The sequence below is a fragment of the Gimibacter soli genome (assembly GCF_028463845.1).
GTDB classification, from domain to species: domain Bacteria; phylum Pseudomonadota; class Alphaproteobacteria; order Sphingomonadales; family Kordiimonadaceae; genus Gimibacter; species Gimibacter soli.
The window spans coordinates 339,756-364,900 of the sequence record NZ_CP116805.1 but is presented as its reverse complement, the minus strand read 5'-3'; the positions used below and the strand labels follow the sequence as shown (position 1 = coordinate 364,900).

Sequence of the window (25,145 nt, the reverse complement as noted above, 5' to 3'; positions counted from 1 at the left end):
AACGGGAGCTTACTCACTCATTCTGGTAAATCACATAGATTTTTCGGTATCCGCTTGTTTCCCAAACGCCTTTCCAGCCTTTTTCGATGAAAACGGCGTCGCCTGCCTTCACCTCGGTCACGCTGCCATCAGCTCCGGTGAGCGTGACGCCGCCTTCAAGGAAATACATGAATTCGTCGACGCTATAATGATCGATATCCCAGCGCGATGCAGTGGCGTCATAGAAGCCGAGGTCAACCTGCCGACCCTTCGAGATGAAAACCATCAGGTCTTCTGTGGTCTGTCCGTCTTCGGCACTTTTAACGGCGTTGGGGCGGGCAAAAAGGGCACCCAGCTGTTCGGCGTTCGGATAATAGTGCAGCTTGCCGCCGCTGGCGGTGGCTTCCGGCACGAGATTGACCGAATCGTCGAAGCAGGTGGCGGCGGGTGCGGCGAAGAACAGTGCGCCTGCGGCGGCGATGGCCAGACGGCCGGCTTTTCTGTAGATCATGGAACGTCTCTCCCTGTCGGTTCCGGCTGAAAGCCCTGCGGGACGCTGGCGTCCTGCCGGGTGGGCGCGGTTGACGCCCGAACCCGATCAGGGTAAACGGACCCTCGGCTTCATGGCAATGGGGCCCCGTAGCTCAGCTGGATAGAGCACCAGATTCCTAATCTGGGGGCCACAGGTTCGAATCCTGTCGGGGTCACCAATATTTCCCGCAATCTGGCGATCATTCTGGCTGCCCCATATCGGTGCAGGACCATGTCACGCCTTCAGCCAACATGATTAACGTTTATTGAAGAATCTTGTGCAAACATAGCATCTTGTGAATTTTCCGCCCGACGTGCGATGGGAAGCCGCTGTTGTTAGTGATCGGAAAAGTGAAAACAAGACGCTGGATACGGACGGCCTTGCGCTTTGTCCCCTCACTCGTCCTTTGGCTTGCGCTTGCGGTGCTCGTGAACACGCTGGCGAGCAGCGAACGGGAACGGACCCGTCTGCAGGAGCAAAACACAGCTAACAGCGCCGGTGTGGCGATCCTGTCGAAGTTTGAAACGGAACTTAAATCCAACGTCTATCTCTCTACGGGTCTTGTTGCCTATATCGCCTCTGTCGATGATGTAAACCGGGAAGACCTGCATGCCGCCATGCAGGGTGTTTTCCGCGCTGGGCGCTATATCCGGAATATCGGCGTGGCGCCCGATAACCGGCTTGATTATGTCTATCCCCTTGAGGGCAACGAAGGTGCTATCGGCATCTATTATCCCGATATTTCAACCCAGTGGCCGCAGGTTCAGCGCGCCATTGCGTCGCGCACCACAGTTATCTCGGGGCCGCTGCCGCTAGTCCAAGGGGGGATTGGCCTTGTTGCCAGAACGCCGGTGTTCCTAGAGAGCGGCGACTATTGGGGTATCATCAGCCTCGTGATCGATATCAAGGAACTGGCAGTGGGCGTTGCGCGTTCGCCGGCAGCACGTGACGTGAAATTCGCGCTTCGGGCGGTGAGTGGTGACGACGGGCAGATTTCGCCGATCTGGGGTGACCAGAACCTGTTTCAGCCAAAGGTGATGCCGCCCAGCATGGATGTGGCGGGGGGGCGGTGGGAAATCTCGGTCCAGCCGGCTCTTGCGGCCAGCAAAGGCGACAGCTGGCTTACTTTCCTGACGCTGATCGCGAATGCGGTGGCCTTGCTCAGCGGCATCGTGCTTTACCGGTTCCAGGCCGTGCACCGCGAGATGCATGCGAACCGCCGGAAACTGCAGGTCATCCTCAACACGTCGCGTGCGGCTATCATGGTCTATGATGCGAAGGGCCTCATTCATGAAGCAAACCAGGCCGCGAACAAGCTTTTCTCGAACGACGGCAAGACGTTGGTCGGGTGTTCGATTCATCTGATCCTGCCCGGCGACATTGGCGTGCCGGAGGTCAATGGCGTTGCCTATACGGGTGCCGACGCCGATGCCGTCCCTATGAATGCCCGGGCGCTAGATGGCACAATCATCCCGGTGGAGATCAAAGCGGGCGAAACCGAATTCGACGGTAAAAGCCTGAATGTATGTGCCCTTCGCGATATCCGGGATCGCATCGTTTATGAGGAAAAGCTGCAGGCCCTTGCCAATACCGACGCAATGACAGGCAGTTTCAACCGCCGCTATTTCAATGAGCGCGCGACCGAATCTTTCCTGCAGGCCAAGCGGTATGGCCGGCCGCTCAGCCTGATGATTTTCGATATCGACCATTTCAAGGCGGTCAACGACAGTTACGGCCACCCGACGGGCGATATCGTGATCAAGGCGGTGGCATCGATTGCCGCAAAACTGCTGCGGTCCACCGATATTCTCGGCCGCATCGGGGGCGAGGAGTTTGCTGTCCTGATGCCGGAGACCGGTGCGACGCAAGCCGAAGTGCTGGCTGAACGCCTGCGTTTCAGCATCGAGCGCGCCAACATGACCTCTGAACACGGCTTGCCGCTGCAGGTGACGATCAGTATCGGCATTGCCAGCTTCCCCGACAATAGCGCCGCGAACGTTGACGAGCTTCTGAGCGTCGCTGACAAGGCCCTGTACCGCGCCAAACAATCGGGTCGAAACCGGGTCGCCGCCTGAACCATAGTGTCGAAATTCGCGTATCATCCTCTTGGCAAGGCAACCCGATGTCCCCACATGGCGGTGACATATTTTCTGGACGGAGGGAGATCGGATGAAATCGGCGGCGGCATTCCTGCAGGCATTCCTGAAACAGGAACAGACAGCGGGTCTTCTCCTCATGGGGGCCGCGGTGCTCGCCATGATCGCTGCCAACTCGCCGCTCGCACCCGCTTATGGCCTCCTTCTCGATACACCCGTTGCCGTGCAGGTGGGCGCACTTGCCATCCATAAACCACTTCTTCTTTGGGTGAATGACGGGCTGATGGCTGTTTTCTTCCTGCTCGTCGGGCTCGAATTGAAGCGAGAATTCGTTGAAGGCGAGCTGGCCGATCGCCGCGCCATCATCCTGCCGCTTCTGGGCGCCATTGGTGGCATGGTGGTGCCGGCGGGCCTTTATGCCTTTTTCAACTGGCACGACCCGGTTGCCCTGCAGGGCTGGGCCATCCCGGCGGCGACGGATATTGCGTTCGCGCTTGGTATCCTCGCGCTGTTCGGCAGCCGGGTGCCGCTCGCCCTCAAGGTGTTTCTCACCTCGCTTGCCATTTTCGATGACCTTGGCGCCATCCTGATCATCGCCTTTTTCTATACGAGCCAGATTTCACTCACCGCGCTTGCGGTCGCGACCCTGATGGTGGCCGTGCTTTTCTGCCTCAACCGGTTCGGTGTGATGTCGCGCAGCCTTTATTTCGTGGCGGGTGCCGTGATGTGGATCGGGCTCCTGAAATCCGGGGTTCACGCCACGCTTGCAGGTGTGGTACTCGCCTTCTTCATCCCGATCAACAATCCGGCCGACCCCGAGCATTCCCCCTTGCGGGACCTCGAGGAAGACCTGCATGCGGCGGTCGCCTATGTGATCCTGCCCGTGTTTGCCTTTTGTAACGGCGGTATCGCCTTTGCGGGGCTCGGGCTTGATGCCTTGCTGCACCCCATTCCGGTTGGCATCGCTGCCGGGCTTTTTGTCGGAAAGCAGCTGGGTATCGTCGCCTTTTGCGGGCTTGGCATTCTCCTCGGCCTCGCTAAACTGCCGGAAGGATCGAACAGGGGGTCCTTCTATGGGGTTTCGGTGCTCGCCGGCGTCGGCTTCACCATGAGCCTTTTCATCGGCTCGCTGGCGTTCGAGCAGGCAGCCCTTGATGCGATTGTCGACGAGCGCCTCGGCATCGTCGTCGGTTCGCTTGCCTCGGGCCTTCTTGGCTATCTGATCCTGGCGCTCAGCTTGCCAAAGGCCGCCGAGAAAGCTTGATTCGCAGCCGCCCCGCGCCTAGCCTTGCCCCCGTGTCCATATCTGGGGAGGGATGATGATGCGTGAATGGTTCTTGGATCAGCTTGCCATGTATGCGGCCTATCACCGCGACAAGCGCAACGAGGCGACCCATCATCTGGGCGTGCCGATGATCGTCTTTTCGCTGATGGTGCTGATGGCGCCAGTGCGCCTTGTGGAATTCGAGGTCGGCGCCCTGACGCTCGCCGGGCTGATGATCGGCTTGCTGCTGCTTTATTATGTGCTGATGGCGCCGCTTGTTGGCATCGTTGCCGTGCTTCTCTATGGCGCGCTTCTTTACGGCGCCGAGCATCTGGCGGGCTATGGCACCGGCTTTGCGGTCAAAAGCTTCGCTGTCCTCTTTGTGGTGGGCTGGATCATCCAGTTTGTCGGTCATTATTTCGAAGGCCGCCGTCCGGCGCTTTTCACCAACCTCACCCAGATTTTCATGGCGCCCGCCTTCCTGATTGCCGAAATCCTGTTTCGGCTGGGGCTCGAAAAAGGGCTGCTTGCCGAGATCGAAGCCCGCAAGGGCCGTTTCCTGCCGGCGGGCGAACAGCAAGCGGCGGAATAAAGCCTACAGGTAAGGGCTCATCAGCCACAGAACGCGACCGAGAGCCCGTGCCGTCACCGGCCGGGCCTTGAGGTCGGCAAGCGTCATCTGTTTGGCGCCTTCGATGCGGCTGTCGATCCGTTTTTCAAGGATTGCGGCCAGCTCGGCGCCGTAAGCTTCCACATTGAACTCGAAATTCAGCCGCAGCGAGCGCGCGTCCCAGTTGGACGAGCCAACCAGCGCCCATGTGCCGTCAATCACCGTCAGCTTCGAATGATCAAACGGCCCGGGCACCAGATGCAGGCGGCAACCGCTTGCCAGAATGGGCGCGATGCCGGCGAGCATTGTCATGTTGAAAAGCGGCAGGTTGTTCTTCCACGGCACCACGATCTCGACCTCCACCCCGCGCAGGGCAGCAAGCCGCAAGGCTTCGGTCAGGCCAGCCGGTGGCAGGAAATAGGGGGTGACGATCAGCACGCGGCGCCGCGCCGAAGCAATAGCGCTTTCAAGGATCGTGGCTGTACGGGGCATGCGTGCGTCGGGCCCGTCGGCGATGGCGCGGGCGGTCTCATGCCCCGCTTCGGCAGGTTCGGCGGGTGGATACCAGGCATCCTCCAGTACTTCACCGGTCGAAAAGGCCCAGTCATCGGCAAAGGCTTCGGTGAGCTGCGCGACAATCGGCCCGTCCAGCCGGAAATGGGTGTCCATCACCTTCGGCTGGCCGTCCCGTCCTTCCAGATGATCGCGCCGGATATTCATGCCGCCGGCAAAGCCCGTGGCACCATCAACGATCAGCAGCTTGCGGTGGGTCCTGAGATTGAAGAAGGCAATCCGCCACGAGAAGCGCGCCGGATTGAAGGCCGCAACCGGCACGCCCCGGCGTTTCAGAAGGCCGGTGACCGGCTTGAAGCCATAAAGGTTGCCGACAGCATCGACCAGCACCCGCACTTCCACACCCCGCGCCTTGGCGCGCGACAGGGCAGCGACGAAACGGCGGCCGGCGGCATCGGCCTGAAAGATATAGGTGGTCAGCGCCACCGTGCGCTCGGCGCGGTCGATGGCCGCGATCATTTCGGCATAGGCCGCCCGCCCGCCGATTAGCGGCAAGATACGGTTGCCGGTGGTCAGCGGCTGGCGGCTGACACGGGCGGCGAGCCGGTCATGGGCCTGCCAGCGCTGGCGGGCACCGGGCAAAAGGTCGGCGAGTGTCAAGCCTTCGAGGTCAGTCGGGCCCGTGGTGCGCGGGGCGAGGCCGCGCTTGCGGCGCTCGATCACGGCGCGGCGCTGGATCCGGTTGATCCCGAACAACAGATACAGAAGAAGGCCTACAACAGGCACAAGCCAGACGATGCCGAGCCATGCGGCGGCCGAGCGCACATCATCCCGCGTGCGCAGGATATGCACGCTTGCCATCACAAGCGCGCCAAGGCCACCCAGCGTGACAAGGATCCCGCCGGCGACCGGATCGCCCGATAATGCTGTGCCTGTTTCCATGCCCTTGTTCCCGGAAAGGCTTTGCCCGAAGCTAGAAAGCGCGGCGCCTGCCTGCAAGGGCAAACTTCTGACTGCTGGTCGCGAGCCTTCGCCAAATCCTTGCCAGTTTCTGCACTTGCGGCTAGCGTGCCGCCATGAACCTACCCCTTGCCACCATGCCTGCAACCCTTGCCGCCGAAGGCCTTTCGGCGGTGCGCGGTGGCCGCCGCGTGTTCGAGGGTGTCTCCTTCACGCTTGCGCCCGGCGGCTTTCTGCTGCTGGCCGGACGGAACGGCAGCGGCAAATCCACACTCATTCGCGCTATCGCCGGGTTATTGCCACCGGTCGGCGGGCATCTTTCGTGGGGGGAGGCGCGGCTGGCCCCCGGCGATCTTGCAGCACAAGGCTTGCTCATTTATCAGGGGCACCAGTTCGGCCTGAAGCCGGTGGAAACGCTGGCTGCCGCCTGTCGCCACTGGGCCGCCATCATGGGGCACGATGTGCCGGACGACTTGCTGGTGGCGGCTGCGAAACGTTTCGGCATGGTCAATCTCTTGGATGAGCCCATCCGCTGCTTTTCAAGCGGGCAGCGCCACCGGGCGGCGCTCATGCGCTTCTGCCTCGCCCCGCGCCCGCTGTGGCTGATGGACGAGCCGACCGTCGGGCTCGATACCGATAACCGCGCAGCACTTGAAGCCCTGATTGCCGATCACCGCGCCCGTGGTGGCATGGTGATCGCGGCAAGCCACGATCCGATTGCCGCAGAAGGCGACCGGCTCGATATGGATGCCCACGCCCCCCGCCGGGTCAGCTACGCGGAGGGCTGGGTATGAGCAGCAGCTTCTTCGCCATCGTGCGGCGCGATATGGCGCTGGCCTGGTCGCAGGGCGGATCGGCAGCGCTCGGCCTCGCCTTCTTCCTGATGGCGGTCACGCTGACGGCCTTCGCGATTGGCCCGGCCCCCCAGACGCTCGCCCGCATTGCGCCCGGCATGCTTTGGCTTTTCGCGCTTCTCGCCTCGCTCCTGTCGCTCGACCGGCTTTTTCAGGCCGATTATGAAGACGGCAGTCTTGATGATCTTGCCCTGTCGCCCCTGCCGCTCGGTTTCGTGGTGACGGCCAAGGTGCTGGCGCACTGGCTGGCGACCCTTGTGCCCCTGGTGCTGGTCACCCCGTTCCTTGGCATCCTGATGAACCTGCCGGACAAGGCCTATGGCATGCTTGTCATCACGCTTTTTGTCGGCACACCCGCCCTCAGCCTGATCGGCGCGATTGGCGCGGCGCTCACCGTTGCCGTACGGCGGGGCGGGGCGCTGATGGCGCTTCTGGTGCTGCCCCTTTATGTGCCGGTGCTGATTTTTGCGACCGGTGCGGTGGAAGCCGCCGCCGGTTTCGCCGATCCGCTGCCGCACCTTGCCATGCTCGGGGCGGTCACGCTTGTCTCGCTCGCCGTTGCGCCGCTGGCCGCCGCCGCCGCGATCCGGCTTTCGCTTGAATGAGGCGAGACATGATGTCGCACTTGCCGCAGCCACGCGGGGAATGTAGGTAAAGCGCATGCACAAGTATGCCAATCCCGCGCGCTTCGGCGCCCTTGCCGACCGGATCCTGCCCTGGGCCCGGTGGGTGACTATACTGGCGCTCATTCCCGGCCTCTGGCTCGCACTGGTTGCCAGCCCGCCGGATTACCAGCAGGGCGAAAGCGTGCGGATCATGTATCTGCATGTGCCCGCTGCCTGGATGTCGATGTTCACCTATATGGTGATGGCGGGTGCTGCCTTCACGGCGCTGGTGTGGCGCCATCCGCTGGCCCAGCTGGCGGGCCGGGCTGCAGCCCCGATTGGCGCTACCTTCACAGCCCTCGCGCTTGTCACTGGCAGCCTCTGGGGCAAGCCTATGTGGGGCACCTTCTGGGTGTGGGACGGGCGGCTTACCTCGGTGCTCGTGCTGTTCTTCCTCTATCTCGGCTATATGGCGCTCGACCGCGCGATCGAGGATGAGGAAAAGGCGGGCCGCGCCGCATCGATCCTCGCGCTTGTCGGTGTCGTGAATATCCCGATCATCAAATTCTCGGTCGACTGGTGGAACACGCTCCATCAGCCCGCCAGCGTGATGCGCATGGGCGGCTCCACCATCGATGGCAGCATGCTGACCCCGCTTTTCATCATGGCGCTTGCCTTTCAGGCCTATTTCGTCTGGATATTCCTCATCCGCATGAAGCTGGAAATCGACCGCCGCAAGGCCGCCGTGATGCGCCAGTCGCTGAGGGGGATCTGACCATGGCCGACTTCCTCGATATGGGCGGTTATGCCGTCTTCGTCTGGGCGTCCTATGCTATAGTGACAGTCGCACTTGCCGGCCTCTGGCTGCGCACGCGCCGGGCCGCGCGGCAGGCCGCTGCCGATGTGGCGCGCCTGCGCGAACGGATCATGGCCGAAGGTGAGGAAAACTGAATGGCGAAGGGCCTGACAACGCGAAAAAGCCAGCGCCTAGTGGTGCTCACCGCCGGGCTTGTCACGCTCGGGCTTGCCACCGGCCTCGTGCTGTATGCGCTCGGCTCCAACAGCCTCAGCTTGTTCGTGCAGCCGAGCGATATTGCCGAACATGACGTGAAGCCGGGTGACCGGCTGAAGCTCGGTGGCCTTGTCGCCACCGGCAGCTTCCACCGGGGTGATGACGGCGTGACCAACCTTTTCACCGTGACCGACTGTGTGGCCGATGTGAAGGTCAGCTTCCGCGGCATCCTGCCGGACCTGTTCCGTGAGGGGCAGGGCGTGGTGACCGAAGGCACCTTCGATACGGCCGGGCTGTTTGTCGCCGATACGGTGCTTGCCAAGCATGACGAAAACTATGCGCCGCCGGGCACCATGCCGAAGAATGCCGCCGCCTGCACGCACCCCGAAGGTGTTGCCACAGCGGCAGAGACGGTGGGCCGATGATCGCTGAAGCCGGCCATTTCGCGCTCGTCATCGCCACCATTCTGGCCCTGATGGCAGGCATCGTGCCGCCCGTGGGCCTGAAGCGCCGGGACATGAGCCTCATTGCACTCGCCGACCGCTTCGCTGTCGCCCAGTTCCTGATGGTGGCAATCGCCTTCGCCGCCCTCATGCATGGCTTTATCGTTTCTGACTTTTCGCTGAAAGTTGTCGCAGCCAACAGTCACACGGCCAAGCCGATGCTCTATAAGGTGGCGGGCACATGGGGCAACCATGAAGGCAGCCTCCTCCTCTGGGTGCTGATCCTTACCCTGTTCGCCAGCCTCATTTCGCTGTTCGGGCGCAAGCTGCCGCTTGTTTTCCGCGCACGGGTGCTGTCGGTGCAGGCGCTGCTGTCGCTTGGTTTCCTCCTGTTCATTCTGGTGACGTCGAACCCGTTCGAGCGCCTGTCGCCGGCGCCGCTTGAAGGTAACGGTCTCAATCCGCTGCTGCAGGACCCCGGCCTCGCCTTCCATCCACCGATGCTCTATCTCGGCTATGTCGGCCTTTCTGTCGCCTTCTCCTTTGCGGTCGCCGCACTGATCGAGCGTGAAGTGACCCCGATGTGGGCGCGCTGGGTGCGGCCCTGGACTCTGACGGCCTGGATCTTCCTCACTGGCGGCATCGCGCTCGGTTCATGGTGGGCCTATTATGAGCTCGGCTGGGGCGGCTGGTGGTTCTGGGACCCGGTCGAAAACGCCAGCTTCATGCCATGGCTCGCGGCGACCGCCCTTCTGCATTCCGCCATCGTGGTGGAAAAGCGCGACGCGCTCAAAAGCTGGACGATCCTTCTGGCGATTGTTGCTTTCTCTTTCTCGCTCCTTGGCACCTTCCTTGTGCGCTCGGGCGTCATCACCAGCGTGCATGCCTTCGCGGTGGATCCCGCACGGGGCATCTTCATCCTTGGTTTCCTCGCGGTTGTTGTGGGTGCCTCGCTGACGCTATTCGCGATGCGGGCGCCGTCGCTCGCCCCCGGTGGGCTCTTCGGGCTCGTCAGCCGCGAAAGCGCGCTTGTCCTCAATAATATCCTCCTCGCCACCTTCGCGGCGGTCGTGCTCATCGGCACGCTCTATCCGCTCTTTGTCGAAGCCGCGGGCGGGGCGCAGATATCGGTCGGCGCGCCCTTCTTCGATTATGCCGCACTTGTGCTGATGAGCCCGCTGATCGTTGCCCTTGGCCTTGGGCCCTTGCTTGCGTGGAAACGCGGGCGCCTGTCGCGCGCCTTCCGGCTGCTGCTGCCGGCACTGATCGTCGCGGCTGTTGTGTTCGTCGGCACCATCTGGGCAACTGCCGGCGGCTATGTGATGAGCGCCTTCGGCCTCGCGCTCGGGCTTTGGCTGATTGCTTCCGCCAAGCTTGAAATCTTGCAGCGGGTCCGCTTCTTCGAAGGGCCTGTCGCGGGCCTCCGACGGCTCGTACGTTTGCCGCGCGCTGCGCTTGGCATGGCGCTCGCCCATATGGGGCTTGGCGTGCTGGTGCTGGCAATCACCATCAGCGAAGCCTGGACGAGCGAAACGCTGACCGTCCTGTCGCCCGGCGAAACGGCGATGGTGGGCGGCTTTGAATTCACGCTCGACAAGGTAGAGCCGGTCGCTGGTCCCAACTATGCCGCCGTGCGCGGCACGCTTACGGTCCGCAAGGACGGTGACCTTGTGACCGTGCTGACCCCCGAAGACCGCACCTTCGGCGATCCGGTGATGGAAACCACCGAAGCCGCCATCCGTCCGCTGGTGACGGGGGATCTGTATGCCGTGATCGGCGAGGCCATCGGCCCTGTGGTGGCGGATGGTCGCTGGTCGCTGAGGCTTTATTTCAAACCGGCGATTTCGGGCCTCTGGCTCGGCGCGCTGATGATGATGGCGGGCGGGCTGCTGTCGCTGAGTGACCGCCGGGCACGGGTGGGTGCGGCCGCCGCGCGGGAGAAGACGGCATGAAAGGCCCCTGGGTTTTCCTGCCGCTCGCGGCCTTTGTCGCCCTCGTCGTGCTGATGGGCGCGATGCTGATGGGTGATCGCAACCCCGCCGAAATCGATAGCGTGCTTGTGGGCCGTGCGGCACCGGCACTAACGCTTTATGCGCTGGAGCCAGGCGGTGAGCCGCTCACCCCCGCTGACCTCAAGCGCGGGGTGCCGGTCATAGTCAATTTCTTCGCCAGCTGGTGTGTGCCCTGCCGGGCCGAGCATGAAAGCCTGATGGCATTGGCGGGCGAGCACAAGGTGCAGATCATCGGCATCGCCTACAAGGACAAGCCAGCCGCCGCGCGGGCATTTCTCGAAGAACTTGGAAATCCTTACGATAAAGTCGTGCTGGACGAAAGTGGCCGCGCAGGCATCGAATGGGGCGTGTCGGGCGTGCCCGAAACCTTCGTGATCGACGGCGAAGGCATGGTGCGTTACCGTCACTGGGGCCCGGTTGTCGGGGACGCGCTTGAAACCCGTGTCCTGCCCGCTGTGGAGGCCGCCCGGTGAAACATCTCCTTGCCCGCCTGATGCTTGTCGCGACCTTTGCCCTCCCAGCTTACGGCGTGGATGTGGACGAAGTGCCGCTTGATGACCCGGCCAAAGAAGCCGAGGCGCGCGAGCTGATGAAAGAAGTCCGCTGCCTTGTTTGCCAGAACCAGTCGATCGAGGATTCGGACGCCGACCTCGCGCGGGACCTACGTGTTCTGATCCGCGAGCGCATGGCGGCGGGCGACGATACCGATGCTGTGAAGGTCTATCTTGTGGAACGCTACGGCGACTGGGTGCTGTTGAAGCCGCCGGTCGCCGGTCGCACGCTGATCCTCTGGGGCTCGCCGCTTCTCATTCTGCTTCTTGTTGCCGCCGGTATCCTGATGCGCCGCCGGGCTGCCCCGCCACCGCCCTTAAGTGCGGACGAGGAAGCCAGGCTGAAAGCGCTTCTTGAAGCCGCTGAGGCGAACGGGAAGGAGCCGCGCGGATGATCTGGTTCCTTTGCGCCGGGCTTGCGCTGGTCGCTGCCCTTTTCCTTCTGTGGCCGGTTCGTGCACAGGCCGCGAACGCCATGCCCGATCCGCTGGCACACTATAAGGCGCAGATCGCCGGGCTGAAGGCAGATGTGGCAAGCGGCCTGATTGACGCTGACGCCGCGAAGGCCGCCGAAGTGGAGATCGAACGCCGCCTGCTGAAAATGGCGGACGGCGGGTCGGCAGCCACGGCTTTGCCGTCGAAGGCAACTGGCTGGCGCTTCCAGCTGGCGCTTGGTGTTGTGATGGTGGCAGGGGCTGCGGCCCTGTATGCGCGCGTTGGCGCCCCGACGCTGCCTGCCGCGATCCCCGAACGCGAACGACTGGTGGACCAGCCGCTGATGCCGGGCGAGCCGACCTATGCCGAGGCCATCGCGCGGATCAGGGAAAGGCTGAAAACCGACCCGGATGATCCCAAAGCGCTTGAATTCCTGGGGCAGGTGTCGGCCACCATCGGTGACTTCGGCACCGCCGCCGATGCTTTTGCCCGCCGCGCCGATATGGAGCCCGCTGGCCCCAATGTATGGCGCCTGCATGAGCTTGAAGCCCTGACGGCGCTTGTGCAGGGGCAGGTGTCGCCAGCGGCCGAGCTGGTGCTGAATGAAATTGAAAAGGATGTCCCCGGCCATCCGGCGGTTTTCTACTATCGCGGGCTCGCGGCGTTGCAGGGCGGTGATCAGGCAACGGCCATTTCGCGCTTCGAGGCGATTGTCGACGGTGTGGACCGCCCCGGCCCTTACCGCGAAGCGGCGCTTGCTCGCCTGCGTGAGCTTGGCGCTCGCCCGCCTGCGGTGACCGACGATGCTGTTGCCGCCTTCGCGCAGATGAGCGAAGAGGAGCGGCAGGCCTTCATCGAAAGCATGGTGGCGCGGCTTGAAGCGCGGCTCGAGTCGGCCCCGAATGACCCGGCAGGATGGATGATGCTGGCCCGCGCGCGACTCACCCTTGGTGATCGCGCCGCCGCAATTGCCGTTCTGGAGAAGGGAATAGCGGCAGTTTCGGGCGAAGATGCGGCATCCTTGCGCGCGCTTCTTGACAAATTGCAGGAATCCGGAGAGCCTTGAGCCACGGCAGGGCACTTTGCCCCGGCCCGGGAATCACGGCAGCAAAAGCGACCGCACAAGATGGGCCCGAACGGCCCTCATCCCCCGAAAAGAGGGTTGAACCGAGGTCTTCTTCCGATGAAAGTCGATCAGACCCCGCTGCAGTTGCAAGCACAGCTCCAACGTCAGCTGCAGGGACAGATCCAGACAGACCAGAATGCGCAGGACCGTACCGCGGCCCGCAGCACCGTCCGCACGCCTTATGACGGGGCGAAGCAGGATGGCTCTGGCCGTGCGCTTGTTGCGCGCGACAAGCTTTCAAGTGAAGACGAGCTGCAGGCCGCCAAGCAGAAGGTGCAGGCCCTGACGGGTACCTCGACGCGCGAAGCACCGCTTGGCCGCGTTTCCGCCAAACAGGAAGAAGAGCGGCGCCAGCCGCTTGGCCAGATCATCGATATCCGGGTCTGACCGGCAGCATGGCAGCGCCCCCCGGAACGCCCGTCAATTTCACACGCAAGGTGCCGGACGGCGATGAGATGGAACGTCTCGTCTGCAGCGATTGCGGTTTCATCGCTTATGAAAATCCCAAGATCATTGCGGGTGCGGTTGTCACGCACGGCGACAGCATCCTTCTGTGCCGCCGCGCGATCCATCCGCAGAAGGGCCGCTGGACCCTGCCGGCCGGTTTCCTTGAAATGCACGAAACCCCGGCTGAAGGCGCGATGCGCGAAGCATGGGAAGAAGCCCGCGCGAAGATCGAGATTGTCGATCTTCTGGGCGTTTACACGGTGAAGCGCATCAGCCAGGTGCAGATGTTTTACCGGGCGCGGCTGACAGATGCGGCGATTGAGCCCGGCCCTGAAAGCCTTGAGGTTGGCCTTTTCACGCTCGCCGATATCCCGTGGGATGATCTTGCCTTCCCGAGCGTGCATTGGGCGCTCGGGCATTTTCAGGAAATCGCTGGCCGGGACGACTTTGCCCCCTTCACCAACCCGCCGGGTTGGGAGAATGTCTGAGGCTTACGCCTCTTCGCCGTCTTCCTTGATCTGATATTTGTTCAGGATCGGCGCCTGGCTGATCGCGAACAGGAAGGTCAGCGGCAGGAAGCCGAAGGTCTTGAAATCCACCCACGTATCGGTCGATTGCGTGCGCCAGACGGCTTCATTGATCGCCGCCATCGCGACAAAGAAGAAGGCCCAGTTGCGGGTCATCAGGGTCCAGCCGCGCTCGGCAAGCGGAGGAAAGCCCGAGGCAAGCACGGTCTTCAGAAGTGGCCGCCCGGTGACAAGCCCGAAGAAAAGGATGACAGCAAAGATGCCGTTCACGATGGTCGGCTTCATCTTCACGAAGGTTTCGTCGTTCAGGTAAAGCGTCAGCGACCCCATAACGATGACGATGGCGAAGGTGACCCACAGCATCGGCGGGATTTTGCCATCCAGAAGCTTCGACGCGATGATCGCCACCACCATCGAGGCCATGAAGACGCCGGTCGCCACCATGATGCCGCCGAACTTGAAGGCCACGAAGAAAAGGATCAGCGGCCCGAAGTCGGTCAGAATCTTGCGCCAAAGGTTGGTGGATTTCGCCTCGCTCATACCGGCTGTCTCTTTCATCAACTGTCGTCTCAACGTGCGCCCGGACCGGCAGCCTTGCCCCCAAGCGCCCTTTGCGGCTAGAAAAACAGGAACCACCGCCCAAAGGATGCCCTTTATGCGCCAGAGCCAGACGAGACGCAACGCCAACAATGCCCCGATGGCATGGGGAAAGCGCTGCTGATGCGCGGCTATTTCGGCATCGGTATCGAGGGTGCGTCGAAGGAAGGCAATATCGGCAACCTGATCCGCACGGGCCACGCCTTTGGCGCCGCCTTCGCTTTTGCGGTGCGGCCCAAGGTGCGCGCCGATACGGGTGAGCCGGTGACCGTGCCCTTCACCGATACATCGAAATCGTGGCAGCAGATCCCCTTTTACAGCTTCGATACGCTGGATGACGTGCCGATGCCGCAAGGGTGCCAGCTTGTCGGCATTGAAATGACCGATGAAAGCGTGGCGCTGCCCGAATTCCGCCATCCCACACAGGCTATCTATATCCTCGGCGGTGAACGCACGAGCCTGAGCCCCGAGACGGTGGCGCGCTGCAGTGCGCTTATCCGCATCCCCACGGCCTTCAGCCTGAATGTGGCCACGGCCGGGGCCATCGTGATGTATGACCGCGCCCGCCTGCTTGGCGGTTTTGCCGAACGCCCGGTGATGACGGGACAGCCGGTGGAGGATCGCGGCGCCCATGTCCATGGCGGGCGCATCGTGCGCGAGGACGGGGTGAAGACGAGCATCGGGCGCAACATAGTGGAGCGCTCGAAGGGTTAATTGGGGCGGGGCCTTGTCCGCCACGCAAAGACGTAATAAGGGTGGGGCAGGGAGCCCTCCGGGATTGTTCAAAGAAAGGCGAATGACGATGCGTATGATGTCCGCGCTGGCGATGCTGGCAACCCTTGTGACCACGGCGGCGATGCCGGCCACGGCCCAGGGAAAGCGCGACATCCTCGGCAGTTATCGCGACTGGGACGCGCTGACGCATGTCAGCGGCAAATCCAAGACCTGCTACATGATCTCGGTGCCGAAAAAGAGCGCTGTTTCCAAATCCGGCGCGCGGCGCGGCGATATCTACATCACCATTTCCCACATGCCCGGCCAGAAACGGAAGGGCGAGGTGAATGCCGTGGTCGGCTATCCGCTGAAACCGGGGCAGGATGTGAAATTCACGGTCGACGGCAAAACGAGCTTCAAGCTCTTTGTCGATGGCAACGGCGCCTGGGCCTATGATGCCGCCGATGACGGCCGGATCGTGGCGGCCATGCAGCGCGGCTCCAGCCTCACGGTTGAAGGCATGTCGTCGCGCGGCACCAAAACCACCGATACCTATTCGCTGTCCGGCTTCACCGCCGCCTTCAAGGCAATCAGCAAGGCCTGCGGTTACTGAGAAGTTTCAAGCTCGGCCCTGTAGCGCCGGCTGGCGCGCAGGGTGCGCCCGTCTTTCAGCGTCAGCTTCATGTCGCCCCCGGCGATGGGGTCGATGGTGCGGATTGCCGCGCGGTTGACGATATAGGACCGGTGGATACGCACCGCGGGCACCCCCTCGGCGGCCAGTTTTTCCTGCAGCTCGGATAGCGTGATGCGCGCAAGGCTTTCGCCCGAACCGCTGGTGATTTCGGCATAGTTGGCGGCACCCTTGGCGAACAGAAAATCGGCGGGGTCGAGAAGGATGCGGGTCGCGCCGCTTTTCAGCTCGATCGGCAGGCCGCCGCTCCGCTGTGCCGCAGCCTTCAGCGCGTCGCCAAACAGGATGAAACCGCCGAACAGCAGCACGAAGGTGCGGGCATCTTTCCAGAATTCATAAGGTAGCGCGCCGAGGCCCCGGTAGAAAAAGTCATAGCTGCCCTCGAACAGCAGCGGAAACGCCGCCATGCGCATCAGCACCATCAGGGTTATGTGCCCGGCGGAAAAGGCGATGGTGCTGGCAAGATAGACGGGCAGGTGCCGCCACCAGCTCGTGCGGCGCGGCGGCCAGCGTTCCCCCGTGGCGATGATGCCGGGCAGCATGATCAGGATGGCAAGCGCACTGGTGAATTCGTAAAGCACCGGTTTGCGCCAGTCGATGGGCTGGCCGATGCTTTCATAGTCGCTCACCATCGTGTTCGCATTCACCACCAGAAAAACGCCGGTAATGGCAATCACGGCCAGCACAAAGCCCTTGTGCCGGCGGAAGTGATCCAGATAGCCCTTTGCCAGATGTTTCATCATGGCGGGCAGTCTAGCGCCGCGCCGCACGCCCCGCAAAGCCTTATGGCGCGGGTATCCTACCGCTTGTCCCGAAGGCGATACCGTTTGTCCCAAGGGTAGCTATGGGCCTTACCACTTGTCCCGGCGGCGATGACGTTCACCCCCGGATGGTGGCGACGATGAAGCATCGAAGGCAGGCTCCGTGCAAAAAACAAGGAGCCCCGAGCCATGACAGCCATCACCAACCCCCCGCGTCGCTATGATCTCGATTGGCTGCGCGTCATCGCCTTCGGCCTGCTGATCTTCTATCATATCGGCATGTATTATGTGACGTGGGGCTGGCACGTCAAAAGCCCGCACGCCGGCCCTTGGGCCGAGCCCGCGATGATGCTTCTCAATCCGTGGCGCCTGTCGCTGCTTTTCTTCATTTCGGGCGTCGCCCTTCGCTTCGCCGCAGACAAGGCACCTGCCGCCATCTTCGCCCGCAAACGTATTGTCCGGCTCCTTGTGCCGGTTGTTTTCGGGATGGCGGTGATCGTGACCCCGCAATCCTATTTCGAGCTTCTGGCGAAGGGCGAGATCACCCCCGGCTATCTCGATTTCTGGGCGCGGTATTTAAGCGCCGATAAGGGTTTCAGCGTCATCGTGCCGACATGGAACCATCTCTGGTATGTCGTCTATCTGCTTGTTTATTCGCTGATTGCGATTGCCCTGATGCCGGTGTTCCGCAGTATTGCGGCAAAGCTTGAAGGCGGGCGTTTCGAGGCATGGATGGACAGGGGCGGCATCCTTCTCCTGCCCGCACTGCCCTTCATCCTTTTCCGCTTCACGCTCGATGAATGGTTCCCGACAACCCATGCGCTGGTGGATGACTGGAACGCCCATGCCAACTATTTCATGATCTTCGCTTATGGCATTCTGGTCGCCAAAAGTGACGCCTTCTGGCGGGTGATTGCCCGGTCGTGGCGCGCCTGCCTCTGTGTCGCCATCGCACTTGGCGCCATGCTCACGCCGGTCTGGGCCAACTGGGATGCGCTGATGCCGGGGCATGACACGGCTATTGCCATCGCCCGTGCGGCGCGGGTCATCTATGCGTGGGCCGCGATCCTCAGCCTGCTGGGTCTTGCGCAGGCCTATCTCAACCGTCCGCACCCGATGCTCGGTTATTTCACCCGTGCGGTCTTCCCCTATTATATCCTGCACCAGACAATCATCGTTATCGCCGCCGTCTGGCTGTCGGGTTACGGCTTCTCGGCCCCTGTCGAATTCACCGCGCTTGTCGCCGTCACCACGCTCGGCTGCGGGCTCGGCTATCATTACCTGATCCGCCCCTTCCCGCTCCTCCGCCCGCTGTTTGGTGTGTTTGGGCGAGAGGCACGAAGGGAGCCGATCTCTGGCTACCTGCCGGAGAGTGCTGCAGAATAAATCTACTGGATATTATTGAGCGGCTATTGGGCTTCGGTGCGTTGAAGAATGCGTTCGCCGTGGCCCCTCGCCCTTTCCTAGGCTTAGACTATGTGAACGTGCACCCGGAAATTGCTGAAAGGAGCCTGCTCACTTCCACATGGTTCGATATAAATAGTCCAGTAGCTGTTGGGAACACCTGCGCTAATCTCAATCCCACGGCACGAAGAATTGTCTGATTTTGGCTTGGCCCAGTGGACACCGAATATCTGGGAGCTATCCACATCTTTGAACTGTTCCCAGTTGAAGTCGCACAGGTTACCGACGAATGATTTTTGGTCTTTATCTAATAAGGCATCACAGAATTCACGCTTGTCCATTTTCCCGACGACTTTTATGAATTCATCAATCGTATATTTTACTTCTTGATCAGATATTCCTCCATCAATGTAGAACCAATTCGTTTTGACGCTACAGTCGTCAATTTCTGATAGAGAAATTCTAGTATAGTCAATCTTATCTATTTTTGTAATTTGACCCTGTTTATTAAAATATATCCTACTCTCTTTCATTCGGCAGGCAATTTTGCTCGACCGATAGGGATTGGCTTTCACGACAAGCTCAATAAGCTTTTGATCTCTGAACTCTTTGACATTTGATTCAACTGCATGAAAGCCTGCTGCGCTGCCGCCGAACGTTTGCCCTAGCACTAGGTCCAATTCGTCAGCTGTGGCTTGGCGAACTTCCACTTGAGCGTCCTGCTGCGCTGAAACAGCATGTTGAATCAAGATGGTTGCAAAGGCTGCGATAGCGGCAGATTTCATCGCTTCACTCCAATTGATTGCGCGTAGACAGTATCGACGGAGCCACGTCTTTACAATCCGCCCGCTCAGGCGTATAAGCCGCCCGCACCTTAAGAACCCGCGCGGGGGTGGAACGCCCCTGTGCCCGAAGCGCCCTGGAAGACCCGACGTGTCTGAAAGGCAGGAGAGAGAAGATGATGCAGATCCCGTCCGGGGTCGAGCCCATTGTGGCCGACCGTGCCGATCCCGCCCTCAAGGAAGGCAAGCGCAATATCCTCGGTTTCGACCGTGAGGACCTGAAGCTTGCCCTCGCCGAGATCGGCGTTCCCGAAAAGCAGATCAAGATGCGCACCACGCAGGTGTGGCACTGGCTGTATCACCGCGGGGTCACCTCGTTCGAGGTCATGACCAACGTGTCGAAAGACGTGCGCGCCCTGATGGCGGATCATTTCGTGATCGACCGGCCGCAAGTGGTGGAAGCCCAGTATTCGAACGACGGCACCCGCAAATATCTGATCCGTTTCGCCGACGGCAACGAAGCCGAGACGGTTTATATCCCCGAGGAAGACCGCGGCACGCTTTGTGTGTCCAGCCAGGTCGGCTGCACGCTCAATTGCAAATTCTGCCATACCGGCACAATGAAGCTGGTGCGCAACCTGACAGCTGCCGAGATCGTCGCCCAGCTCATGGTGGCGCGCGATGACCTTGGCGAGTGGGAAAATCCCACCGAAGGCCGCCGGGTCACCAACATCGTGATGATGGGTATGGGCGAGCCGCTTTATAATTTCGACAACGTCAAGAAGGCGCTGGAGATCGTGATGGACGAGGAAGGCATCCAGCTTTCCCGCCGCCGCATCACGCTTTCCACCTCAGGCGTAGTGCCGCACATGGAACGCGCGGGGCAGGAAATCGGCGTGAACCTCGCCGTCAGCCTCCATGCGGTGCGCGATGACGTGCGCTCGGACATCATGCCGATCAACAAGAAATATAATCTGGAACAGGTGCTCACCGCCTGCGCCAATTACCCCGGCGCCCACAATGCCCGCCGCATCACGTTCGAATATACGATGCTGAAAGGCATCAACGACAGCGATGCGGATGCGAAAGAACTCGTCCGCCTTATCCGCAAATACAAGCTGCCGGCCAAGGTGAACCTTATTCCGTTCAACCCGTGGCCGGGCAGCGACTATGAATGTTCGGAATGGGCGCAGATCCAGCGCTTTTCGGATATCGTTTACGAGGGCGGTATCTCGGCGCCGATCCGTACCCCGCGTGGGCGCGATATCATGGCGGCATGTGGCCAGCTCAAGTCCGCATCCGAGAAAAAGTCACGCGCCGAGCGTGACCGCGAGGCAGCAGCGGCTGCTGCCGATGTGCCGCATATGGAAGCGTCCGACAGCGCGCTTGGCTGGGTTACCGGCTGACCGGTCAGCCGGCGTCCTCCTCGCCCTCATTGGCTTCCAGCCGGGCAAGCAGAAGCTGCATCGGCTCGAAATCGGGGCGAAGCTCGATCTGGCGCTTTGCCTGCGTGATGGCTTCATCAAGGCGGCCAGCCGCACGCAACAGCCGGCACAGCAGCATCGCGGCTTGCGGGAATTCGGGCTTTAAGACCAGCGCCCGTTGCACGCCGAGCATGGCTTTCTGCCGGTTGCCGTTGCGCATGGCTTCCCGCGCATTCAGGAAAAACACCTTGGCCCGCGCGTGCTGGCCCTCAAGCGCCAGCTTGTTGATATGGTCGGCAAGCCCTTCGATGGTTTCCGGTCCCCATGCCGGCTTCGGGTCCTTGATGCTTTTCGGCGGCAGCTTGGCGAAAGTGACCCCGAACACCTTCTTCAGGTAACGCAGGTCGGGCGCCGCCTTCTGGGTCAGGCGCTTGTAGGCGGCCTTGCTGAAGGAAAAGGGCGAACCGGGAATGAGGTTGAACCCATGCGACCGTGCCCGGTTGGGGTTCCAGTCGCCGTCCTGACGGTAGGCTTCCTTCTGCATCAGCGCGTCGGCAATGAGCGCGGCTTCAAGGCTCATGGCCGGGTTTGCTTCCTCGGGGGCGTCATTGGTGAGGATGGCTGCATCCTCCCCGACGATCCCCAGAAAGTCCGTAACAACGTCGCCGTCCTTAAGGGCCTCCCGTTCGAACGGGCGGACAAGAACGCGCGGGCGGCCAAAGGCATCGATGAAGCGGGGCAGGATGTTCGACGGGCTGTAGAAATAGAGCTCGTCTTCCGTCTGTTCCAGTGTCCTCAGGCCACTGCGGATCACCTGCTGTGCCGATGAAATGGCGTGGAAAACCGGATGGCGGATATAGCAAACGATGGTAATTTCCTCAGCCACCGCATGAAGCCATGCCGCCATGGCGGTGCAACCTTCCTCGGGCGTGTCGCACAGGAATTCGCTGGAGATGACAAGCGTGTCGCCGGTGAAGGCATCAAGCTCCGCCGCCAGTTTTTCAAACTCCCGCTCGATATGGCGGGCAAGCACCGTCGGCTGCCCCAGCCCTTCGCGCAGGTTGTTGGAAATTTCGGTCGGCTCCAGCCGGAAAGCGGAAGCGAAGAAAACATGGTTGGCTTCGTTGGCCGGATAGAGGATGCCGGCGCCCTGCAGATTGTCGCGGTTGCGGAAAAGCCGCTGCTGGATGCTGCTCGTTCCCGTCTTTGTTGTGCCGATATGCACGAAGGCGCGCTTCAGCTTCGGGCGTGTCAGGCGGGGCGGGGCAGGGAAGTGTGCAGTCATATCGGTACTCATTGGGCAGGTCCCGGGTCCTTGCCGGCGCGCAGCCAGCCGGTGACCGAAAGCCGCGCGCCCGGCGAGAAGGTCGAGACCTGACTCACGGCATGCAGCTTCGGAACGGAAAACAGGTTGAGGGCATTGAAAGACGGCACGAAGCCGGCCTCGACATGCCCGTCACCATCAAGGAACTGGAGGATGCCGCCCCAGTCCGCCCGCCAGCTGGGCGTCAGGTTCAGGACATAGGCCGCACGGCGGTCCTTGCCGTCCACATCATCATCGTGGGTGGTGAGGAAGTCACCAGCGGTAAACCGGGTGACCTGCGCGTCCGCGAAGCCGATATCGCTGTGGCCGGTTATCTGCCGCATCAGGCCAAGGAAAGCCTCGCCGTTCAAAAAATCAAACAGCTGCCGGAAGGCGGGTGGTGCGATGCCTGCGTGGCAGGCGTCATATATGGGGTAATTCTCGAAAAGATACTGGAAGCCCTGTGTGGCCGACATGTCGATGAGCCGCCGCAGCGTCGCCATCTGGTCGGCGCTCATGTGCCGGCGCTGTTCGGGCGGGATGCTGTGATCGCCGTCCCCCTTGCGCAGGCTTAGGTTCCAGTCAGCGAAGGTCGCGATCACGTCATGCAGGGCCTTGGCCGAGGGCTCGGTCATGATCCCGGCGATATGCAGGCGTCCTGCCGCACCATAAAGGCGCGCGAGGGCGGCCCCGTCCAGTGCGGGGTTCAGTATCGGGCCGGTATCGGGCTCAGTCATCGGCACCTCCGTTCGGTCTCTCTTAACGCCGGTATCACTGGTCGTCAAAGCTTCAGGGGATTTGCGCCTTGCCCCCGGCCTGCCGCAATTGATCACGCGGCTGCCATCAGCCCGCCCTGCGCCCGGCACAAGTGCCTTTGATGATGCCAGCCTCACCCACCCCTCAGCCATAGGAGGCGGCCATGCAAACCGGCCCAGTCGTGCGTTTCCTTTGTTTATTCTTCTTCTCCGTCGCAGCTGGCTTCTCGCCTGGTCAGGCTGCCACCAATGTCGTCCCCAATGCCGGGATGGAAATCCGCGCGATGGAGCCCGAAGGCAAGCCGGCGGTCACCCGCCCCGCCCTGATGGTTTCAAGTGATATCGGGGCCGAAGTCTCCGGACCCATTGTACGGCTGACGGTGAAACAAACCTTCAGGAACGACAGCGATTTCTGGAGCGAGGGGCTTTTCCGTTTCCCGCTCCCCGATAATGCAGCGGTCGATACGATGGTGCTGACGGTCGGTGACCGGCGCATCATCGGCACCATCAAGGAAAAAGAAGAAGCCCAGCGCACCTATAACGAAGCCGTCCGGGCCGGCAAGAAAGCCGCCCTGCTGAGGGAATACCGGCCGAATATCTTCGCCACCCTCGTCGGTAATATCCCGCCGCATGGCGACGTAACGGTGGAAATCGGCCTGCAGTCGATGGCAAGCGTGGAGGGCGATACCTTCAGCTGGCGGCTGCCGCAGGCCATCACCCCGCGCTATCATGCGGAAGCGAAAGCCACCCCGCGTGTGGCGGATCGTTTTTTTGAAGGCGAAGTCTTTTATTCGGCGGACGGCAAGGCCAACCCCACCAGCTTCCACGCGCGCTTCACCGCGCCCCATGCGATCGATGCGCTTGAAAGCCCGTCGCACAAGCTGAATATCACCGGTGAAGGCAAGCAGCTGAAGGCAGAGCTCGCGGCAGGTGCCGAGCCCGCGAACCGCGACCTGATCCTCAACTGGCGTTACCGGGCGGGCGAAATGCCCTCCGCCATGCTCTTCCGCGAAACGAGGGGCGAGGAAAGCTATCTTCTGGGCCTTGTGCTGCCGCCCCGCGGCGATGCCCCGCGTGCTGTGCCGCCGCGCGATGTGACCTTCGTGATCGATATCTCGGGCTCGATGAGCGGGCGGTCGATCATGGAAGCCAAGGTGGCGCTACTGTCCGGGCTCGACCTGATGGCACCTGAGGACCGGTTCGATATCATCGCCTTTGAAAGCAACAACCATCCGCTGTTCGGGTCACTGCGCACCGCTACCCCTGAAACGCTGCACAAGGCGAAAGAATGGGTGATGGGGCTTAGTGCCAACGGCGGCACCGAGATGGCGCCGGCCCTTGCCGCCGCGCTGAATGAAACCGGCGAGGGCGAGACCCTGCGCCAGATCCTTTTCCTCACCGACGGGGCCGTGGGCGATGAAGCTGCCCTGTTCGCGCAGGTGAAGGCCGGGGCAGGCAAGGCGCGGCTCTTCACAGTCGGCGTTGGCCCCGCGCCCAACGGCTGGTTCATGCGCAAGGCCGCCGAAATGGGCCGGGGCATCCATATCCAGATCGATGACCTGACGAGGGCGGCGGACGCCATGAAGGCGCTTTATGCCGACATGGCGCGGCCCTCGCTCACCGGTCTTGTGCTCGATGGCAAGGGGGCAGACATGGCGCCGGCGGCATTGCCCGATCTTTATGGCACCCGTCCCGTTGTGTTTGCGCTGAAGGCCGGCGGCAGCGGCCCGCTTGTCCTGAAGGGCACGGACGGTGCCGGACGGCCATGGCAAGTGAGCCTTGATCCGGCGAGTGCCGAGAAGGGGCAGGGTATCGCCAGCCTCTGGGCACGGCGCAAGGTCGAAGGGCTGATGGACGATGCCGCCATCCGGCGCGAAATCAATGCCAACCGGCAGGCGATTGTCGATATCGCGCTCGAACACCGGCTTCTCACCCCCTACACGAGCTTCGTGGCGGTGGAGGAAAAGATCAGCCGGCCGGAGAAGGAAGGGCTGGACCGTCAGGTCGCTGAAGGCAACCTGCCCGAAGGCACCAGTGCCAAGCAGTTCTTCGGGCCGAAAACGGCGGCGGGCCTTGGCCTTCACGCCTATGCTGCCTTCCTTGCCCTGCTGGCTGCATGCTTCTTCTATGCCCTCGCCCGGCGGCGGACGGCATGAAGCGCTGGCTTTATGGTGCGGCGGCGGGGGCCCTGGCCCTCGTCGCGCTTGTCGAAGGGGGCAGGGCCGGGCTCATTGCTGCCAAGGCCTTCGCTGCCCCAGTACTGATCGAAGCGGCCTTCGAACGCTCGGCGGAAACGGGCAAGCCGGAAAAACCGTGGCCGTGGGCCGATGCCACCCCGCGCTGGCACCTGACAGCCCCAGCCGTGGGGCTTGACCGGTTCGTGCTTGAAGGCGCCACGATGCGCGCGCTGGCCTTTGGCCCCGTGCACCAGCGCATGGGGGCGGCGCATCTGGTGTTTGGTCACCGGGACACCCATTTCGCTGCCCTTGGCCGCCTTATCGAAGGCGACCGGATCGTGACGGCGGAACCGGGCGGACACACCCGCGAATGGCGGGTCGAACGACACTGGGTGGCAAACGAAGACGCGCTTTATGTGCCGGGCGGCGGGGACGAGGCCGGGCTTCTTCTTGTCACCTGTTTTCCGTTCGATGCGATCACGGCGGGTGGCAAGGGGCGTTATCTGGTGTGGGCGGTGCCGAAATAGGGCCGAAATGGTAGGAAAATAGCCGTTTAAAGCGATTGACCGAC

At 62.0% G+C, this 25,145-nt stretch carries 27 protein-coding genes and 1 tRNA gene; 21 read left to right on the top strand and 7 right to left on the bottom strand.

What is annotated here, in order from left to right; all coding sequences use genetic code 11:
- Positions 1-13 precede the first annotated feature (13 nt).
- The gene (locus tag PH603_RS01695; protein WP_289504189.1) at positions 14-490 is read right to left on the bottom strand and encodes a cupin domain-containing protein; all 477 of its coding nucleotides are present in this window, start codon (positions 488-490) and stop codon (positions 14-16) included.
- A gap of 122 nt (positions 491-612) precedes the next feature.
- On the opposite strand from PH603_RS01695, the gene PH603_RS01690 reads away from it, so the two are divergent.
- The 4 genes from PH603_RS01690 to PH603_RS01675 all read left to right on the top strand — a co-directional run bounded on the left by PH603_RS01690 (position 613) and on the right by PH603_RS01675 (position 4,463).
- A tRNA-Arg gene (locus PH603_RS01690) sits at positions 613-689 on the top strand.
- Between the two features lie 202 nt (positions 690-891).
- Entirely contained in the window at positions 892-2,586 is a 1,695-nt protein-coding gene (locus PH603_RS01685) for a diguanylate cyclase (RefSeq protein WP_289504188.1), read from the top strand.
- Positions 2,587-2,680: 94 nt separating this feature from the next.
- On the top strand, positions 2,681-3,871 hold the full coding sequence (gene nhaA / locus PH603_RS01680; RefSeq protein WP_289504187.1) for a Na+/H+ antiporter NhaA: 1,191 nt from the start codon (positions 2,681-2,683) through the stop codon (positions 3,869-3,871).
- Positions 3,872-3,929: 58 nt separating this feature from the next.
- Complete coding sequence (locus PH603_RS01675; RefSeq protein WP_289504186.1) at positions 3,930-4,463, top strand: Mpo1 family 2-hydroxy fatty acid dioxygenase; 534 nt, start codon at positions 3,930-3,932, stop codon at positions 4,461-4,463.
- 3 nt (positions 4,464-4,466) lie between these two features.
- Here PH603_RS01675 and PH603_RS01670 read toward each other — a convergent pair whose 3' ends face one another.
- Positions 4,467-5,936: a phospholipase D-like domain-containing protein gene (locus PH603_RS01670; RefSeq protein ID WP_289504185.1), complete on the bottom strand. Its 1,470-nt coding sequence runs from the start codon at positions 5,934-5,936 to the stop codon at positions 4,467-4,469.
- Between the two features lie 134 nt (positions 5,937-6,070).
- Between PH603_RS01670 and ccmA the strand changes: the two genes are divergently transcribed.
- The 11 genes from ccmA (at position 6,071) to PH603_RS01615 (ending at position 13,927) form a co-directional block, all read left to right on the top strand.
- Positions 6,071-6,748, top strand: coding sequence for a heme ABC exporter ATP-binding protein CcmA (gene ccmA / locus PH603_RS01665; protein ID WP_289504184.1), 678 nt, complete (start codon positions 6,071-6,073; stop codon positions 6,746-6,748).
- Positions 6,745-7,413: a heme exporter protein CcmB gene (gene ccmB, locus PH603_RS01660; RefSeq protein ID WP_289504183.1), complete on the top strand. Its 669-nt coding sequence runs from the start codon at positions 6,745-6,747 to the stop codon at positions 7,411-7,413. The genes ccmA and ccmB overlap by 4 nt, the downstream gene beginning before the upstream one ends.
- A gap of 55 nt (positions 7,414-7,468) precedes the next feature.
- A complete protein-coding gene (locus PH603_RS01655; RefSeq protein WP_289504182.1) occupies positions 7,469-8,188 on the top strand; it encodes a heme ABC transporter permease in 720 nt (239 codons plus the stop codon).
- 2 nt (positions 8,189-8,190) lie between these two features.
- The gene (ccmD, locus tag PH603_RS01650) at positions 8,191-8,364 is read left to right on the top strand and encodes a heme exporter protein CcmD (protein WP_289504181.1); all 174 of its coding nucleotides are present in this window, start codon (positions 8,191-8,193) and stop codon (positions 8,362-8,364) included.
- The gene (gene ccmE, locus PH603_RS01645; protein WP_289504180.1) at positions 8,365-8,850 is read left to right on the top strand and encodes a cytochrome c maturation protein CcmE; all 486 of its coding nucleotides are present in this window, start codon (positions 8,365-8,367) and stop codon (positions 8,848-8,850) included.
- Positions 8,847-10,820, top strand: a complete 1,974-nt coding sequence (locus tag PH603_RS01640; RefSeq protein WP_289504179.1) for a heme lyase CcmF/NrfE family subunit — start codon at positions 8,847-8,849, stop codon at positions 10,818-10,820. Before ccmE ends, PH603_RS01640 begins: the two co-directional genes overlap by 4 nt.
- Positions 10,817-11,353, top strand: coding sequence for a DsbE family thiol:disulfide interchange protein (locus PH603_RS01635; protein WP_289504178.1), 537 nt, complete (start codon positions 10,817-10,819; stop codon positions 11,351-11,353). Before PH603_RS01640 ends, PH603_RS01635 begins: the two co-directional genes overlap by 4 nt.
- Positions 11,350-11,826 carry a cytochrome c-type biogenesis protein gene (locus PH603_RS01630; protein ID WP_289504177.1) on the top strand — a complete coding sequence of 159 codons (477 nt, stop codon included), beginning with the start codon at positions 11,350-11,352 and terminating at the stop codon, positions 11,824-11,826. The genes PH603_RS01635 and PH603_RS01630 overlap by 4 nt, the downstream gene beginning before the upstream one ends.
- Positions 11,823-12,932: a c-type cytochrome biogenesis protein CcmI gene (ccmI, locus tag PH603_RS01625; RefSeq protein WP_289504176.1), complete on the top strand. Its 1,110-nt coding sequence runs from the start codon at positions 11,823-11,825 to the stop codon at positions 12,930-12,932. Before PH603_RS01630 ends, ccmI begins: the two co-directional genes overlap by 4 nt.
- Before the next feature lie 117 nt (positions 12,933-13,049).
- Positions 13,050-13,379, top strand: a complete 330-nt coding sequence (locus PH603_RS01620) for a hypothetical protein (RefSeq protein ID WP_289504175.1) — start codon at positions 13,050-13,052, stop codon at positions 13,377-13,379.
- Between the two features lie 8 nt (positions 13,380-13,387).
- Positions 13,388-13,927, top strand: coding sequence for an NUDIX hydrolase (locus PH603_RS01615; protein ID WP_289504174.1), 540 nt, complete (start codon positions 13,388-13,390; stop codon positions 13,925-13,927).
- Positions 13,928-13,930: 3 nt separating this feature from the next.
- Here PH603_RS01615 and PH603_RS01610 read toward each other — a convergent pair whose 3' ends face one another.
- Positions 13,931-14,506, bottom strand: a complete 576-nt coding sequence (locus tag PH603_RS01610) for a septation protein A (protein WP_289504173.1) — start codon at positions 14,504-14,506, stop codon at positions 13,931-13,933.
- Positions 14,507-14,686: 180 nt separating this feature from the next.
- On the opposite strand from PH603_RS01610, the gene PH603_RS01605 reads away from it, so the two are divergent.
- Complete coding sequence (locus tag PH603_RS01605; protein WP_289504172.1) at positions 14,687-15,277, top strand: RNA methyltransferase; 591 nt, start codon at positions 14,687-14,689, stop codon at positions 15,275-15,277.
- Positions 15,278-15,365: 88 nt separating this feature from the next.
- Positions 15,366-15,890, top strand: coding sequence for an invasion associated locus B family protein (locus tag PH603_RS01600; RefSeq protein WP_289504171.1), 525 nt, complete (start codon positions 15,366-15,368; stop codon positions 15,888-15,890).
- Here PH603_RS01600 and PH603_RS01595 read toward each other — a convergent pair.
- Positions 15,884-16,711, bottom strand: coding sequence for a LytTR family DNA-binding domain-containing protein (locus tag PH603_RS01595; RefSeq protein ID WP_289504170.1), 828 nt, complete (start codon positions 16,709-16,711; stop codon positions 15,884-15,886). The two genes, PH603_RS01600 and PH603_RS01595, sit on opposite strands and share 7 nt — an antisense overlap.
- A 207-nt stretch (positions 16,712-16,918) precedes the next feature.
- On the opposite strand from PH603_RS01595, the gene PH603_RS01590 reads away from it, so the two are divergent.
- Positions 16,919-18,115: an acyltransferase family protein gene (locus tag PH603_RS01590; RefSeq protein ID WP_289504169.1), complete on the top strand. Its 1,197-nt coding sequence runs from the start codon at positions 16,919-16,921 to the stop codon at positions 18,113-18,115.
- Positions 18,116-18,198: 83 nt separating this feature from the next.
- Here PH603_RS01590 and PH603_RS01585 read toward each other — a convergent pair whose 3' ends face one another.
- Positions 18,199-18,918: a hypothetical protein gene (locus tag PH603_RS01585; RefSeq protein WP_289504168.1), complete on the bottom strand. Its 720-nt coding sequence runs from the start codon at positions 18,916-18,918 to the stop codon at positions 18,199-18,201.
- Between the two features lie 176 nt (positions 18,919-19,094).
- Here PH603_RS01585 and rlmN point away from each other — a divergent pair, with 176 nt between their 5' ends.
- Complete coding sequence (gene rlmN, locus PH603_RS01580) at positions 19,095-20,321, top strand: dual-specificity RNA methyltransferase RlmN (protein WP_353507433.1); 1,227 nt, start codon at positions 19,095-19,097, stop codon at positions 20,319-20,321.
- Positions 20,322-20,325: 4 nt separating this feature from the next.
- Here the strand turns inward: rlmN and PH603_RS01575 are convergent, their stop codons facing one another.
- Together PH603_RS01575 and PH603_RS01570 are read right to left on the bottom strand one after the other, a co-directional pair.
- The gene (locus PH603_RS01575; protein ID WP_289504166.1) at positions 20,326-21,624 is read right to left on the bottom strand and encodes a hypothetical protein; all 1,299 of its coding nucleotides are present in this window, start codon (positions 21,622-21,624) and stop codon (positions 20,326-20,328) included.
- 8 nt (positions 21,625-21,632) lie between these two features.
- Positions 21,633-22,379 carry a 2OG-Fe(II) oxygenase gene (locus PH603_RS01570; protein WP_289504165.1) on the bottom strand — a complete coding sequence of 249 codons (747 nt, stop codon included), beginning with the start codon at positions 22,377-22,379 and terminating at the stop codon, positions 21,633-21,635.
- Positions 22,380-22,561: 182 nt separating this feature from the next.
- Between PH603_RS01570 and PH603_RS01565 the strand changes: the two genes are divergently transcribed.
- Together PH603_RS01565 and PH603_RS01560 are read left to right on the top strand one after the other, a co-directional pair.
- A complete protein-coding gene (locus PH603_RS01565) occupies positions 22,562-24,553 on the top strand; it encodes a marine proteobacterial sortase target protein (RefSeq protein ID WP_289504164.1) in 1,992 nt (663 codons plus the stop codon).
- The gene (locus PH603_RS01560; protein ID WP_289504163.1) at positions 24,550-25,101 is read left to right on the top strand and encodes a sortase domain-containing protein; all 552 of its coding nucleotides are present in this window, start codon (positions 24,550-24,552) and stop codon (positions 25,099-25,101) included. The genes PH603_RS01565 and PH603_RS01560 overlap by 4 nt, the downstream gene beginning before the upstream one ends.
- The last annotated feature ends 44 nt before the right edge of the window (positions 25,102-25,145 follow it).

What these genes read in the sequence shown, in the direction of transcription:
- PH603_RS01655 (WP_289504182.1), top strand. Translation starts at nt 7,469, where the DNA reads ATGCACAAGTATGCCAATCCCGCGCGCTTCGGCGCCCTTGCCGACCGG.
- ccmD (WP_289504181.1), top strand. Translation starts at nt 8,191, where the DNA reads ATGGCCGACTTCCTCGATATGGGCGGTTATGCCGTCTTCGTCTGGGCG.
- PH603_RS01560 (WP_289504163.1), top strand. Translation starts at nt 24,550, where the DNA reads ATGAAGCGCTGGCTTTATGGTGCGGCGGCGGGGGCCCTGGCCCTCGTC.
- PH603_RS01585 (WP_289504168.1), bottom strand. Translation starts at nt 18,918, where the DNA reads ATGAAATCTGCCGCTATCGCAGCCTTTGCAACCATCTTGATTCAACAT.
- PH603_RS01590 (WP_289504169.1), top strand. Translation starts at nt 16,919, where the DNA reads ATGACAGCCATCACCAACCCCCCGCGTCGCTATGATCTCGATTGGCTG.
- ccmE (WP_289504180.1), top strand. Translation starts at nt 8,365, where the DNA reads ATGGCGAAGGGCCTGACAACGCGAAAAAGCCAGCGCCTAGTGGTGCTC.
- rlmN (WP_353507433.1), top strand. Translation starts at nt 19,095, where the DNA reads ATGCAGATCCCGTCCGGGGTCGAGCCCATTGTGGCCGACCGTGCCGAT.
- PH603_RS01635 (WP_289504178.1), top strand. Translation starts at nt 10,817, where the DNA reads ATGAAAGGCCCCTGGGTTTTCCTGCCGCTCGCGGCCTTTGTCGCCCTC.
- PH603_RS01595 (WP_289504170.1), bottom strand. Translation starts at nt 16,711, where the DNA reads ATGATGAAACATCTGGCAAAGGGCTATCTGGATCACTTCCGCCGGCAC.
- PH603_RS01615 (WP_289504174.1), top strand. Translation starts at nt 13,388, where the DNA reads ATGGCAGCGCCCCCCGGAACGCCCGTCAATTTCACACGCAAGGTGCCG.
- PH603_RS01600 (WP_289504171.1), top strand. Translation starts at nt 15,366, where the DNA reads ATGCGTATGATGTCCGCGCTGGCGATGCTGGCAACCCTTGTGACCACG.
- PH603_RS01565 (WP_289504164.1), top strand. Translation starts at nt 22,562, where the DNA reads ATGCAAACCGGCCCAGTCGTGCGTTTCCTTTGTTTATTCTTCTTCTCC.
- PH603_RS01670 (WP_289504185.1), bottom strand. Translation starts at nt 5,936, where the DNA reads ATGGAAACAGGCACAGCATTATCGGGCGATCCGGTCGCCGGCGGGATC.
- ccmB (WP_289504183.1), top strand. Translation starts at nt 6,745, where the DNA reads ATGAGCAGCAGCTTCTTCGCCATCGTGCGGCGCGATATGGCGCTGGCC.
- ccmA (WP_289504184.1), top strand. Translation starts at nt 6,071, where the DNA reads ATGAACCTACCCCTTGCCACCATGCCTGCAACCCTTGCCGCCGAAGGC.
- PH603_RS01675 (WP_289504186.1), top strand. Translation starts at nt 3,930, where the DNA reads ATGCGTGAATGGTTCTTGGATCAGCTTGCCATGTATGCGGCCTATCAC.
- PH603_RS01695 (WP_289504189.1), bottom strand. Translation starts at nt 490, where the DNA reads ATGATCTACAGAAAAGCCGGCCGTCTGGCCATCGCCGCCGCAGGCGCA.
- PH603_RS01605 (WP_289504172.1), top strand. Translation starts at nt 14,687, where the DNA reads ATGCGCGGCTATTTCGGCATCGGTATCGAGGGTGCGTCGAAGGAAGGC.
- PH603_RS01640 (WP_289504179.1), top strand. Translation starts at nt 8,847, where the DNA reads ATGATCGCTGAAGCCGGCCATTTCGCGCTCGTCATCGCCACCATTCTG.
- nhaA (WP_289504187.1), top strand. Translation starts at nt 2,681, where the DNA reads ATGAAATCGGCGGCGGCATTCCTGCAGGCATTCCTGAAACAGGAACAG.
- ccmI (WP_289504176.1), top strand. Translation starts at nt 11,823, where the DNA reads ATGATCTGGTTCCTTTGCGCCGGGCTTGCGCTGGTCGCTGCCCTTTTC.
- PH603_RS01620 (WP_289504175.1), top strand. Translation starts at nt 13,050, where the DNA reads ATGAAAGTCGATCAGACCCCGCTGCAGTTGCAAGCACAGCTCCAACGT.
- PH603_RS01570 (WP_289504165.1), bottom strand. Translation starts at nt 22,379, where the DNA reads ATGACTGAGCCCGATACCGGCCCGATACTGAACCCCGCACTGGACGGG.
- PH603_RS01610 (WP_289504173.1), bottom strand. Translation starts at nt 14,506, where the DNA reads ATGAGCGAGGCGAAATCCACCAACCTTTGGCGCAAGATTCTGACCGAC.
- PH603_RS01575 (WP_289504166.1), bottom strand. Translation starts at nt 21,624, where the DNA reads ATGACTGCACACTTCCCTGCCCCGCCCCGCCTGACACGCCCGAAGCTG.